Source organism: Pseudonocardia sp. McavD-2-B (genome assembly GCF_024124365.1).
Lineage (GTDB): Bacteria > Actinomycetota > Actinomycetes > Mycobacteriales > Pseudonocardiaceae > Pseudonocardia > Pseudonocardia alni.
On the sequence record NZ_JAMXSG010000164.1, the window covers coordinates 1 to 12702 of the forward strand.

Annotated in this window: 14 protein-coding genes; 6 read left to right on the forward strand and 8 right to left on the reverse strand. The window is 76.2% G+C overall.

All coding sequences use genetic code 11. The annotated features are described in order from the left end of the window. Positions 1–8: 8 nt before the first annotated feature. The 3 genes from NH602_RS19915 to NH602_RS19925 are packed head-to-tail and all read right to left on the reverse strand — an operon-like array spanning position 9 to position 1418. On the reverse strand, positions 9–431 hold the full coding sequence (locus NH602_RS19915; RefSeq protein WP_253068589.1) for a DUF5313 family protein: 423 nt from the start codon (positions 429–431) through the stop codon (positions 9–11). Between the two features lie 34 nt (positions 432–465). Continuing rightward, entirely contained in the window at positions 466–1131 is a 666-nt protein-coding gene (locus tag NH602_RS19920; protein WP_253068590.1) for a DUF1990 family protein, read from the reverse strand. 56 nt (positions 1132–1187) lie between these two features. Beyond that, the gene (locus NH602_RS19925) at positions 1188–1418 is read right to left on the reverse strand and encodes a hypothetical protein (RefSeq protein WP_062403384.1); all 231 of its coding nucleotides are present in this window, start codon (positions 1416–1418) and stop codon (positions 1188–1190) included. Positions 1419–1521: 103 nt separating this feature from the next. Here NH602_RS19925 and NH602_RS19930 point away from each other — a divergent pair, with 103 nt between their 5' ends. Next, on the forward strand, positions 1522–2229 hold the full coding sequence (locus tag NH602_RS19930) for a DUF1990 family protein (RefSeq protein ID WP_253068591.1): 708 nt from the start codon (positions 1522–1524) through the stop codon (positions 2227–2229). Positions 2230–2240: 11 nt separating this feature from the next. Here the strand turns inward: NH602_RS19930 and NH602_RS19935 are convergent, their stop codons facing one another. After that, the gene (locus tag NH602_RS19935; protein WP_253068592.1) at positions 2241–2927 is read right to left on the reverse strand and encodes a hypothetical protein; all 687 of its coding nucleotides are present in this window, start codon (positions 2925–2927) and stop codon (positions 2241–2243) included. Between the two features lie 145 nt (positions 2928–3072). On the opposite strand from NH602_RS19935, the gene NH602_RS19940 reads away from it, so the two are divergent. The 5 genes from NH602_RS19940 (at position 3073) to NH602_RS19960 (ending at position 9332) form a co-directional block, all read left to right on the forward strand. Next, positions 3073–3981, forward strand: coding sequence for an enoyl-CoA hydratase-related protein (locus NH602_RS19940; protein WP_179762304.1), 909 nt, complete (start codon positions 3073–3075; stop codon positions 3979–3981). Between the two features lie 204 nt (positions 3982–4185). After that, entirely contained in the window at positions 4186–4950 is a 765-nt protein-coding gene (gene erm / locus NH602_RS19945; RefSeq protein ID WP_100880561.1) for a 23S ribosomal RNA methyltransferase Erm, read from the forward strand. A gap of 177 nt (positions 4951–5127) precedes the next feature. Next, positions 5128–6465 (forward strand): MFS transporter, encoded by a 1338-nt coding sequence (locus tag NH602_RS19950; protein ID WP_253068593.1) that lies wholly within the window; start codon positions 5128–5130, stop codon positions 6463–6465. Beyond that, a complete protein-coding gene (locus NH602_RS19955) occupies positions 6462–7829 on the forward strand; it encodes an LLM class flavin-dependent oxidoreductase (RefSeq protein WP_073574331.1) in 1368 nt (455 codons plus the stop codon). The genes NH602_RS19950 and NH602_RS19955 overlap by 4 nt, the downstream gene beginning before the upstream one ends. 237 nt (positions 7830–8066) lie before the next feature. After that, complete coding sequence (locus tag NH602_RS19960) at positions 8067–9332, forward strand: phosphodiester glycosidase family protein (RefSeq protein WP_253068594.1); 1266 nt, start codon at positions 8067–8069, stop codon at positions 9330–9332. Here NH602_RS19960 and NH602_RS19965 read toward each other — a convergent pair. The 4 genes from NH602_RS19965 to NH602_RS19980 all read right to left on the reverse strand — a co-directional run. Next, positions 9290–9940, reverse strand: coding sequence for a TetR/AcrR family transcriptional regulator (locus NH602_RS19965; protein ID WP_246352729.1), 651 nt, complete (start codon positions 9938–9940; stop codon positions 9290–9292). The genes NH602_RS19960 and NH602_RS19965 overlap by 43 nt on opposite strands. 27 nt (positions 9941–9967) lie before the next feature. Next, positions 9968–11017: a PDR/VanB family oxidoreductase gene (locus tag NH602_RS19970; protein ID WP_253068595.1), complete on the reverse strand. Its 1050-nt coding sequence runs from the start codon at positions 11015–11017 to the stop codon at positions 9968–9970. Then, entirely contained in the window at positions 11014–11928 is a 915-nt protein-coding gene (locus NH602_RS19975) for a metal-dependent hydrolase (RefSeq protein WP_100878187.1), read from the reverse strand. The genes NH602_RS19970 and NH602_RS19975 overlap by 4 nt, the downstream gene beginning before the upstream one ends. A 20-nt stretch (positions 11929–11948) precedes the next feature. Then, positions 11949–12702: SDR family NAD(P)-dependent oxidoreductase (locus tag NH602_RS19980; RefSeq protein WP_253068596.1), on the reverse strand; the 754-nt coding region annotated here is incomplete at its 5' end.

Genomic DNA, 12702 nt, shown 5'->3' on the forward strand with positions numbered 1-12702 from the left:
GGGGGTGCTCAGCCCCGGCGGTCGCCCCGGTCGCGGTCCGCCCCGAACTCCCGGTCGTGGCGCAGCCGGGCGTCGACGTGCTGTTCGGCGCGCCGCGCCTCCCGGGTCGACGCGGCCGCCCCCACCGGGTAGCCGGCCTTCATCACCCGGGTCTCGCACGCCTCGACCACGTAGACCATCGAGTAGAAGTAGCCGATCACCGCGCCGGAGGCGATGGCGCCCAGTCGCACCCACGCCGGGCCGGGCACCACCAGGAACAGCAGGGCCAGCAGCGGGATCAGCTGGACCGTCGTACGGAGGAAGTGGCGCAGCACCCAGGTGCGGGTCGTGACGTCGTGCAGCACCCAGCGCCGGTTCCGATCCGGCAGCCGGGCACCGAAGGCGTAGGCCACCCAGCGGAACGGGTTCGGACGCCGGATCCGGTCGTCCATCGGACGTTCCCCCTTCTCGGATCGCGCACCCGGGTCAGACACCCGGATGCCGGACGAGCACGGCGAACGGGTCCGTCCAGTGCCGTCCGCCGTTCTGCGGGGCGACGGTCACGCCGTCGGCACCCGGCAGCGGCTGCGGCAGCGGCCTGCCCGCCGCCGCGTCGGCCACGAGCTCGCGGAGCCGCTGCCCGGCCCGATGGTAGAACTCCAGCTGCACCGCGCGGCCGAACAACCCGAAGCCGAGCCGGAACAGGGGGTTCGGGATGTGCGCGGGCCGGGAGAACGCGCGGATGACGAACTCGACGTCGCCGGTCGCGAGGTCCTTGACCACCTCATAGGTGAGCCGGCCCTCCTCCAGGTGCCCGTGCAGGGTCTCGTAGGTCCAGCCCCAGACACGCCGGCCGTCGACGGTCTCGTCGACGAGACCGGTCACGCGGACGCCGAGGTGGAAGCGCATCGGCCCGAACCGGCCCTCCAGCAGCATGTCCCGCCCCAGCAGCGGGTCGGACGGGCGGAACACACCGCGCAGCCGGTTCGGGGCGGTGAACTGGTAGTCGCGCAGCACCGCGCAGGCACGTTCCCACGGCCCGTCGGGGACCGGGTCGCCGGGCGGCTCGGTGCCGACCAGGGCCCGGCCGTGGTCGACGTGCCAGCGCGGGTCACGGGTGTCGGTGGGGGTCTCGGCGTCGTCGAAGTTCACGCCGCGTGCGGCGAGCCCGTCCAGGTCGGCGCGACGGTCCCCGGGGGCGGGGCGCTTCAGGACCGACGGCCCTTCTCCTCGCGCCGCATCGAGTCGCCGATCAGCCAGAACATCGACGGCCACAGGCCGACGAAGACGGCGCGGCGTTCGGCGTTGCCGCGCTCGTCCTGGTCCACGGTCTTCGCGCGCAGCCACAGCGCGATGGAGAAGCCCACCGAGCCGAGGGAGAACCACTGGAGCTGGGCACCGCGCAACCCGACCCGGTGCAGGACACGTCCGACCGTCATGGCGGTTCCTTCCCCGCTCCCGGCGGATGTAATCCCGCAGAGGGGGTATGTCCACGCCGTGCGGACTTCCAGGACGGCCACGACGAGAGATCGGTCCACCCCGGTGACGGGGGACCGGCGGTCCCGGCGGGTGTCGGCGGTGCTGCGCTGGCCGGTGGGCCTGGCGCTGGTGTCGTGGCGCTACTTCTGGCGCACCACACCGATCCACCGCAGCGACGTCGTCGGGGACCTGGGGGACCTGCCGCCCGCCTCGCCGCAGGGCGCCGAGGGCGACGACGTCCAGCGCCCGTCGGACGGGGTCGGGACCCTGCTGCACCGGCGCTACAGCGTGCGCATCCGCGGGTCCCGGCTGAGCCCCGAGGAGCTCATGACGCGTCTCCCCGCGGACCCCGACCGCTGGTCACCGGAGTTCGCGGTGTTCCGCCGCACCCGTGGTGAGCCCGGCGGGATGGCGGTCGGCGACGAGTTCCTGATCCGTATGCCCGGGCCGTGGGACGGCCCGGTGCGGGTGGCCGCCGCCGGGCCGACGGAGTTCTCCTTCGTGACCCTGGCCGGGCACCTGGAGGCCGGCCGGATCGACTTCCGCACCCGGTACGACCCGGCGGACCCGGCGAAGCTGCGCTTCGACATCGAGTCCTGGGCGCGGCCGGGGGACCGGCTGTCGCACGTGCTCTACAACACCCTGCGGGTGGCCAAGGAGGTGCAGTTCAACATGTGGACGCACGCCTGCATCCGGGCGGCGGCCATCGCGGGCGGCCGCCCGGACGGCGGCGTGACGGTGCGCACCCGGCGGTTCGCGACCGCCGGATGACGCGGCGGGCCTCACCGGGCGGCCCGCACCTCACGGATCATGACGACCCCGAGCCCGGCGACGGCGATCCCGCGCAGCAGCTCCACGTGCAGCCCGCTGAGCACCGGGGCCTCCGGCAGCGGCACGAACAGCAGCAGCGCCCCGGCCAGCGCGGCCGCGCCGATCCAGCGCGGCACCCCGGCGGTGCGCAGCAGTGCCACACCCGTGAGCGCCAGCCCGGCCAGGAACACCAGCCCGCCGACCATCTGCAGCAGCGCGAAACCGGGGGCGGCGAGGATGCTTCCGTCGTCGGGGACCAGCTCCGGGGCGGCACGGGCGATCGCGGGCGCCACCAGCCCCTCGACGACGAGGTGGCCCTGCGCGCTCAGCGCGTTGCCCAGGAAGTACAGGCCGAACCCGAGCGTGCCGAGCACACCGGCCCGCGGGGCGAACCAGCCCCAGGCCGCGGGCAGGCCCATCATCAGCGCGAGCGCGCCGGCGTAGATCGACAGCTGCGCCCACGGCGAGCCGGGGGCGAGCAGGGAGGCGACGGAGTGGGCGTTCCCGTCGACGACGGGGTGGGCGACGCCACCGGCGAGCGAGAGCACGGCGGAGGCGAGCAGCATCACGCCGCCGCCCACGACCAGGCGTCGCCGGGCGGGGTCGACGGCGGGGACGGCCGGGGTGGTGGGGGTGGTGGGGGCGTCCTGCACGGTCACGGTGGGTCCTTCCGGAGGGGCGCGTCCGGTCGGTCCGGCGCGGCGGGACCACCGTGCGCCCGGCCGCTTGCAGCCCACTTGCGGACGGGCTGCGGGCGCCGCGGGCACTGTCGCCCGGGCGCGGGGCGGGGCAGACTCGCCGATCATGAGCACCGACGCTCCCGCCTTCACCCAGATCTCCTACGACGTCGACGACCGGGTCGCCACGATCACCCTCGACCGCCCGGACCGCCTCAACGCGTTCACCCCGACGATGGCCCGCGAGCTGATCGCCGCCTACGACCGCGCCGACGCCGACGACGCCGTCCGCGCGATCGTGCTCACCGGCCGCGGCCGCGGCTTCTGCGCCGGTGCCGACCTGGGCCGCGGCGGGGCGTCGTTCGACCCCACCGACCCGCAGCGCGCCGCCGACCGGGCGGGCGTCGGCACCATCGGCGGCGTCGTCCGCGACGGCGGCGGCACCGTGACCATGCGGATGGCGGCGCTGCGCACCCCGGTGATCGCCGCCGTCAACGGGCCCGCGGTCGGCATCGGGGCGACGATGACGCTGCCCGCCGACATCCGGCTGGCCGGCGCCTCGGCCCGGTTCGGGTTCGTGTTCGCCCGCCGCGGGCTCGTCCCCGAGGCCGCGTCGAGCTGGTTCCTGCCCCGGATCGTCGGCGTCTCCCGGGCGATGGAGTGGGCCGCGACCGGCCGGGTGTTCGACGCCGCCGAGGCCCTCGACGGCCGGCTGGTGTCCCGTGTCCTGCCCGACGACGAGTTGCTCGGCGCGGCGTACGCGATCGCCCGCGAGATCGCCGACAACACCTCCGCGGTGTCGGTCGCGCTGACCCGCCAGCTGCTGTGGGGGATGCTCGGCGCGCCCAGCCCGTGGGACGCCCACCGCGCCGACTCGGCCGCGATCGCGCACCTCGGGCAGGGCCGCGACGTCGCCGAGGGTGTCACCTCGTTCCTGGAGAAGCGCCCGCCCGCCTTCCCCGACACCGTCTCCGACGACTACCCCGGCCACGTCCTGCCGCACTGGCCCGCGCCGCCCGCCGACCTGACGGACTGAAATCCGGGTGCGCCGGCGACCCCGTCGCCCCTACCGTCGCCCCGTGGCCTCGATACGCCTGCGCGTCGCCCGACGGCGGCGCCACACCTGATCCCTGCCGATCTCCTGGCGCCGCCGTCCGAGCAGCCGGTCCTCGTACCCCTGCCGGGCGGCGCCCCGCCGCGCCCCCGGCTCCCACCCCGGGAGCCTCCTGTGCGATCCCCCCTGCCCCGCCCGCTCGGCCGTCATGAGCACGGTCAGAACTTCCTCGTCGACGCCTCCGTCCCGGCCGCGCTGGCCGCCGTCGTCGCCGGGTACCCGCCCCGGCCGCTGCTGGAGCTGGGCCCCGGCGACGGCGCGCTGACCGCCGCGCTGCTGCGGCTGCCCGGCAGGCCGCTGACCGCGGTCGAACTCGACCCGCACCGGGTGGCCCGGCTGCGACGGCGGTTCGGCGACGCCGTCACCGTCGTCCACGGCGACCTGCTCGACGCCCGCCTGGACCGGCCCGTCGACGTGGTGTCCAACGTCCCGTACGCGGTGACCACCCCGCTGCTGCGACGTCTGCTGGGCGCCCCGCGCTGGGCGCACGCGCTGCTGCTGGTGCAGTGGGAGGTGGCGCGCAAGCGGGCGGCGGTCGGCGGCACCAGCGCGCTCACCGCCCGCTGGTGGCCGTGGTTCACCTTCACCCTGCACGACCGTGTCCCGGCCCGGGCGTTCCGGCCGGTCCCGGCCGTCGACGGCGGGGTGCTGGAGATCGCCCGCCGCGACGTGCCGCTGCTCGACGCCCGGCCCCGGGACCACCACCGGATGGTCGACGCGGTGTTCACCGGCCGCGGCCGCGGGGTCGTCGACGTCGTCGGGCGGCGGTTCGGCCGCGCCCTCGCCCGGGACTGGGCGCGCGAGTGCGGTCTCGGGCCGCGGGCACTGCCACGTGACCTCGACGCGGGGCAGTGGGTCCGGCTGCATGCCCGGGTGGCCGGGCGGGGGTGACCCCGGTCCCGCTCCGTTGCGCCGGGCGGGTGTCGTCTGTTCGGGTGGGCGGTGTGGAGCACTCGGAGCTGACCCGCCGGCGGTGGCTGGACCACGGCCGCCTGTCGTCGCACGCCTGTCGCTGACCCCGGCCCCGCGCACCGACTCCCCGCTCCGCCTCACCCACCGGCAGGTCCCGTGTCCAGCTCCGCCGTGTCCGATCCCGCCCCGACGTCCGGTGCCACGCCGCGCCGTGCCGCCGTCGCGAGCCTCGTCGGGACCACCATCGAGTGGTACGACTTCTACCTCTACGCCACCGCCGCGGCGCTGGTGTTCGCCCCGCTGTTCTTCACCGACGCCGACCCGGCGACCGGAGTGCTCGCCTCGTTCGCGACCTACGCCGCCGGGTTCGGGGCGCGGCCGATCGGCGCCGTCGTCGCCGGGCACCTGGGGGACCGGATCGGCCGCCGCGCCGTCCTGGTCGGGTCGCTGGTGCTGATGGGCGTCGCGACGACGTTCATCGGGCTGCTGCCGACCTACCCGACCGTCGGGCTGCTGGCCCCGGTGCTGCTCGTGGTGCTGCGCCTGGCCCAGGGGCTCGCCGTGGGCGCGGAGTGGGCCGGTGCGGTGCTCATGGCCGTCGAGCACGCCGAGACCGAGCGCCGACGCGGCCTGTTCGGCAGCTTCCCGCAGATCGGCTCCTCGGCCGGGATGCTGCTCGCGTCGGGTGTCTACACCGCGGTGCTCGCGATCGCGGGCAAGGAGGCGTTCCTCGCCGGGGCCTGGCGGATCCCGTTCCTGCTCAGCGCGGTGCTCGTCGTGGTGGGGCTGGCCATCCGGCTCACCCTCGCCGACCCCGCGGTGTTCACCGCCGCCCGCGACGCCGGGACGCTGTCCCGCCGCCCGGTGCTGGAGGTGCTGCGCACCGACTGGCGCACCGTGCTGCTGACCGTCGGCAGCCGGATCGCCCAGAACTCCGTCTACATCCTGGCGACGACGTTCGCGCTGACCTACCTGGCCCAAGGCGACTCGGGCGCCGCCGAGGGCGCCGGTCTGACCGCGGTGATCATCGCGTCGGCGATCGGGCTGTCCTCGACGCCGTTGTGGGCGGTCCTGTCCGACCGGGTCGGCCGCAAGCCGGTCTACCTGGCCGGCGCGATCGGGGCGCCGCTGTTCCTCGGGGCCTTCTTCCTGCTGCTCGACACCGGGTCCACCGTGCTGGTCGTGGTCGGCATGGTGGTGCTGGTCAACCTCTTCCACGACGCGATGTACGGCCCGCAGGCGGCCTGGTACGGCGAGCTGTTCGACACCCGGCTGCGCTACAGCGGGGCGTCGCTGGGCTACCAGATCGGGTCGGTCATCGGCGGCACGACGCCGCTGGTCGCCACCGCGCTGCTCTACGCCGGCGGCGGGAGCCCGTGGCTGATCTGGGGGTACTTCGGGGTGCTGTTCGCGATCTGCGTCGTCTCCACCGTCCTGCTCCCCGAGACCCACCGGGGCGGGCTGCGCACCGCCCGGGAGAAGGTGTCGGCATGACCGGCCGCATCCTGCTCAACGCCTTCGACATGGCCTGTGTGGGCCACCAGTCCGCCGGGCTGTGGCGCCACCCGTCCGACGAGGGGCACCGCTACACCGACCTCGACCACTGGACCTCGCTGGCCCGCATGCTGGAGGACGGCGGTTTCGACGCGCTGTTCCTCGCCGACGTCCTCGGCGTCTACGACGTCTACGGCGGCTCCCGTGACGCCGCCGTCCGCGCCGCCGCGCAGGTCCCGCTCGCCGACCCGCTGCTGCTCGTCCCCGCGATGGCGGGGGTGACCTCGCGGCTCGGGTTCGGGGTGACCGTCTCGGTCGCCTACGAGCACCCCTACGCGCTGGCGCGGCGGCTCACCACCCTCGACCACCTCACCCGCGGCCGGGTCGCGTGGAACGTCGTCACGTCCTACCTGGACTCCGCGGCGCGCAACCTCGGCCGGTCCGGGCAGATCCCGCACGACGAGCGCTACGAGCTCGCCGAGGAGTTCCTGGAGGTCTGCTACAAGCTGTGGGAGGGCTCCTGGGACGACGACGCCGTGGTCCGCGACCGTGCCCGCGGCGTGTTCACCGAGCCGGACCGGGTGCACGACATCGCCCACCACGGCCGCTGGTTCGACGTGCCCGGCCCGTTCCTGTCCGAGCCGTCCCCGCAGCGCACCCCAGTGATCTTCCAGGCGGGCGCGTCGCCGCGCGGTGCCCGGTTCGCCGGCACCCACGCCGAGGCCGTGTTCGTGTCCGGCCCGTCGCCCGCGGTGGTCCGCCGCTCGGTCGACGCCGTGCGTGCCGAGGCCGCCCGCGCCGGGCGGGACCCGCGCTCGGTGAAGGTCTTCGCCATGCTCACCGCGATCGCCGGGGAGACCGACGCGGCCGCCCGCGCGACGCTGGCCGAGTACCTGGAGCTGACCGACCCGTCCGCGGCGCTGGCGCTGTTCGGCGGCTGGTCCGGCGTCGACCTGGCGGGGGCCTCGCCGGAGCAGAAGCTCGAGTACGTGCAGACCGACGCGACCCGCTCGGCGCTGGCGTCGTTCACCGGGCCGGACCGCGACTGGACGGTGGGGGAGCTCGCGGAGTTCATCACCGTCGGCGGGCGCGGGCCGCTCCTCGTCGGGTCGGGGGCGGGTGTCGCCGACGAGCTGGAGCGCTGGGCCGACGAGGCCGACCTCGACGGCTTCAACCTGGCCTACGCCGTCACCCCGGGGACGATGGCCGACGTCGTCACCCACGTCGTGCCCGAGCTGCGCCGCCGCGGCCGGATGCCCGCCGCCGCCGACGCGGGCGGCCCCACCCTGCGCGAGCGCTACGGCACCGGCGACGGCGCCCGGCTCGCGAAGGACCACCCCGGGGCGGCGCACCGTACGCATTGACGCCACGCCATGACCACCGGGAGCGGAGCGCGGGGAGCAGCCCCCGCACCCGGCCGCCCCACTCCCGGTGATCGTGGTGCCGACGGTCGCGTTCCGCGGTGCAGGGCCACCCCGCAGAGGGACGTCGCGACCCCGACCAGGTGGCACTGCACCACCGACGCGTGACGCCCCGCGCCGTCGCCGTACCGCCGTGTTCATCTCGGTCCCGGCCGGGGTGGCGATCGGGGGAGTGCGGGCATGGTGGGGTGGACGGGCAGCCGGGGCGCGGCGGTGGCGGCGGCGGTCGTGATCGGGGTACTGGTACCGGCCACCCAGCAGGCGTCCGCGGCCCCCGTCCGGGAGGCGCACCCCGTCGCGGCCACCGCGTCCGCGGCATCGCCCGCGGCAGGGGCCGGGTCCGCCGCACCCGGTGCCGCCCCGGGCCCGGCCGCGGCGCCCGTCGCCCCGGCCCCCCAGGCCCCCGCGATCACCCATCGCGAGGAGCGGGTCGGCACCCCGGCCGGGCCGGTGACCGTCGACATCGTCGTCGCCGACCTGAACCGGTCCGAGCTGCGCGCCACCCTGCTCACCGGCGCAACGGTCGGGGAGCGGTCGTCGGTGCCCGCGCACGCCCGGCGCGGCGGCGCCGTCGCCGCGATCAACGGCGACTTCTTCGACCTGGCCCGCAGCAACGCCCCGGCCGGCCCCTCGGTCCGCGACGGCCGGGCACTCACCTCCGCCGTGCCGCCCGGGCGGCGGCTCGCCCCGGGCGTCCCCGGCGCCCAGCAGGGCGACGTCCTCGCGATCGACGACGACGGCACCCCCCGCCTGGACCGGCTCACCCTCGACGCGTCCGCGACCGGGCCGGAGGGCCGCCTGCGCATCGACACCCTCAACGCCTACGCCGTGCCCGTCGGCGGGATCGGGCTGTTCACCTCCGACTGGGCGGGCGACCGGGCCGCCACGCTGTGCGGCAGCGACACCGACCGGGACGCGCCGTGCGCACCGGACCGGTTCGAGGTCGTGCTCCGCGACGGCGCGGTCACCGCCGTCGGCCCGCCCGGCGGGGGAGCGATCCCGGCCGGGGAACAGGTCCTCGCCGGCCGCGACCAGGGCGCCGCCGCGCTGCGCGGGCTTGCCGTCGGCGACCGTGTCACCGTGCGGCAGGCGCTCACCGCCGCGTCGGGGACCGTGCCGCGGACCGCGGTCGGGGCGTCACCGATCCTGCGCGACGGCACACCCGTCGCCGGGTTGGACGCCCGCTCGCGCGACCCGCGCAGCGCCGCGGGCCTCACCGCGCAGGGGCGGCTGATCCTGCTCACCGCCGACGGCCGCGAGTCGACCTCGGTCGGGATCACCCTGGCCGAGACCGCCGAGCAGTTGCGCCGGGCGGGCGCCGTCGACGGCGTCAACCTCGACGGCGGCGGCTCCTCGACGATGGTGTTCCGCGACCAGGTCGTGAACAGCCCGTCCGAGGACGCCTACCGGCTGGTGCCCAACGCGCTCGGCGTCGTGGAGAACTGAGCGTCCGGATCGCGGGCCACGGTGACCCCGAGCATCGCGAACAGCTGCTCCACCAGCCAGTCCCGCAGCTCGGCGTGGGCGGGCACCCGGCCCGCCTCCAGCCACACCAGCACCGAGCCCTCGACCAGCGCGACCCAGCCGCGCAGGGTCATCAGCTGCAGCGGGGTCGGGTCGGGGACGCCGCCGCGCACGCACAGCAGGTCCACGATGTGGTCGCGCACGCCGTCGACCATGGCGTCGGTCTCCCCGGTGGAGACGACCGAACCGCTGCGCAGCAGCGCGATGTAGGCCCGCGAGTGCCGGCCGACGACGTCGAGGAACACGTCCAGCGCGTCGGCCAGCTGCCCGTCCAGCGGGCCGTCGGTGGGCAGCGCGACCCGGTCGATGAGCTCCTCGGCGACGCTGCCCAGCGCCGCCACGTGCAGCTCCTCCATCCCGGAGAAGTACCGGTAGAACAGCGCCCGGGACACGTCCGCGGCCCGGGTGACGTCCTCGACGGCCACCTCCTCCGGCGAGCGGGCGCCGTAGAGGTCGAGCGCGGCGGACACGAGCTGTGCGCGGCGGGCCTCGGGCGTCATACGCCGGGGTGGACGTGCGGGTGAGGTCATCACCGACGAGGGTACGGACCCCACGCCTCAGCGCCCGAGATCGACGACGATCGTCCCGTCCGTGGCCCGCCCGACACACAGCGCGGTCAGACCCGGCCCGGCCGGGTCGCCCACGGTGGTGCCCTCCACGAGCCGGACGTGGCAGGTCCCGCAGAACCCCTGCCGGCACGAGTACGGCACGTCCGGGCGCAGCGCGCGGACCGCGTCCAGCGCGGTGCGGTCGGCGGGGACCGCGACGTCCGGGCCACCGGCGATCCGGACGGTGAACGGGCGGCCGTCGCGGATCGGGGGTGGGGAGAACCGCTCGGAGTGGAACCGCTGCCCTGCGGGGAGCGCCCGGCGCAGCGACTCGATCATCGGCGGCGGGCCGCAGCAGTAGACGGCGGCGTCGGCGTCGGTCCCGGACAGCAGCTCGGCCGCCGACGGGACACCCGCGACGTCGTCGGGGCGGCGCAGGACCCGGTCCGGGGCCAGCACGGCCAGTGCGTCCGACAGTGGCATCGACGCCCGGTCCCGGCCGGTGTGCACCAGCCGCCACGGCACCCCGGCGGCGTGCGCGGCCCGGACCATCGGCGCGATCGGGGTGATCCCGATGCCGCCGGCGACGAACAGGTACGACGGCGCCGTGGCCAGCGGGAAGGCGTTGCGCGGGCCGTGCAGCCGCAGCCGCACCCCGGGGCGCAGGGCGTGCATCTCGTGCGAGCCGGTGCCCCCGGGCACCTGCCGTACCGCGATCCGGTACACCGACCGGTCGCCCGGGGCGCCGCACAGCGAGTACTGGCGCATGACCCCCGAGGGCAGCTCGACGTCGACGTGCGCGCCCGGCCGCCAGCCCGGAAGCGGCTCGGCGCCCGCCGGGACGAGGTCGAGCTCGGCGACGTCGGGGCAGGGACGGCGCACGGCGTGCACCTCGACGAGCAGCGTGCGGTCCACCGGGGCGACCGGGCGGCGGCGCCGGGCACCGGCCGTCGCGAGGGTCTGGGTCACGGCGGTGAGCACCGACAGCGCGGTGGCCCCGCGGTTCGGGTGCGGCGGCGGCGCGGTCGAGCCCGTGCCGGGCAGCAGCGCGGGACTCATGCCGCGGACCCCTCGGCCGGGCCGGCGTGGCCCGCCTCGGCGGCGCGGGCGGCGGGGGAGACCGCGAGGTAGGCCACCGCGGCGTCGGTGTCGCCGTGCGCGGCCGGGTGGAACCGCGGGCTGAGGTAGGTCAGGACGGCGCGGGCGAACAGCCACGGCCCGGGCACCAGCCCGCGCCGGGAGTCCCGCAGGTAGTCGCGCAGCCGGGCCCGGCGCTGCGGTGTCCCGCGCAGGTGCGGGTCGCGGGCGCACAGGTGCCGGGTGCCGTCGACCCACAGCTTCGCCAGCGCCGGGCCGGCCACCGCCATCGCCCGGATCCGGCGCAGCCAGCGGCCGTCGAGGTGGGTGTAGAGGTCGTGCGCGACGTTGCGGTGCTCGACCTCCTCGGCACCGTGCCAGCGCAGCATGTCCAGCATGTGCGGGTCGGCCCCGGCCGCGTCCAGCGCGGCGGAGTCGAGGATCCAGGAGCCGAGGACGGCGGTGAAGTGCTCGATCGCCGCGATCAGCCCGACCCGCTCCACCAGCCACTCCCGGGCCGCGTCGCCGGTCAGACCGCGGTCGCCGAGCAGCTCCTTGAAGATCCACTCGACCTGCTCGACGAAGCGGGTCACGTCGACGCCCGCCTCGACGAGGTGGTCCAGCGCGCCCTGGTGCGAGGTCGCGTGCACGGCCTCCTGGCCGATGAACCCGCGCACGTCCTCGGCCAGCGCCTCGTCACGGACCATCGGTAGCGCGCGGGAGAAGACGTCCACGAACCAGCGCTCGCCCTCGGGCAGCAGCAGGTGCAGCACGTCGATCAGGTGCGAGGCGAACGGCTCGCCGGGGATCCAGTCGGTCCGCAGCTCGGTGAAGTCGAAACGGACGTCGCGGGCCTGGAGTGCGATCCGGTCCTCGGTCGGGTCGGCGGTCATCGTGGACGCTCCTCTCGTACTCAGCGGGTGCCGTCGACGCGGGCGAGCGCGCGGACGAGGCCGGGGGACAGCCGGGACGCGAGCAGCCCGACGTGCGCCTCGGCGGTGACCGGGGCGATCGGCAGGTCCCGCTCGACGGCGCGGACCAGCCGGGCGGCGACGCGCTGCGGGGTGTACCCGCGCCGGGTGTACGCGGCCGCGGCGTCGCGGCGGCGGACGGCCTGGGTGGCGTCGTCGGTACCGGCGAAGCGGGTCGCCCCGGTGATCGGGGTGTCGACGAACCCGGGGCACAGCGCGGTGACCCCCACCCCGGCGCCCGCCAGCTCGGCGCGCAGGCACTGCGACAGCATCAGCACCGCCGCCTTGGTCGTGGCGTAGGCCGGCAGCGAGCGCGACGGGAGGTACGCCGCCGCCGAGGCGGTGTTGACGATCGTGCCGCCCTCGCCGTGCGCGGCGAGCAGCGCGCCGAAGTGCCGGCAGCCGTGCACGACGCCCCACAGGTTCACGTCGACGATCCGCTGCCACTCCTGCGCCGTGGTGTCGGCGAACGATCCGGCGACGGCGATCCCGGCGTTGTTGACGACGAGGTCGGGCACCCCGTGCTCGGCCGCGACCCGCTCGGCGAGGGCGGCGACGGCGGCCTCGTCGGCGACGTCGACGACCGCGGCCACCGCGCGCCCGGGCCCGTGCCGCCGGGTCACCAGGTCGACGGTCTCCGCGGCGCCGGCCTCGGAGACGTCGGCGACGACGACCCGGCCCCCCAGGTCGGCGACC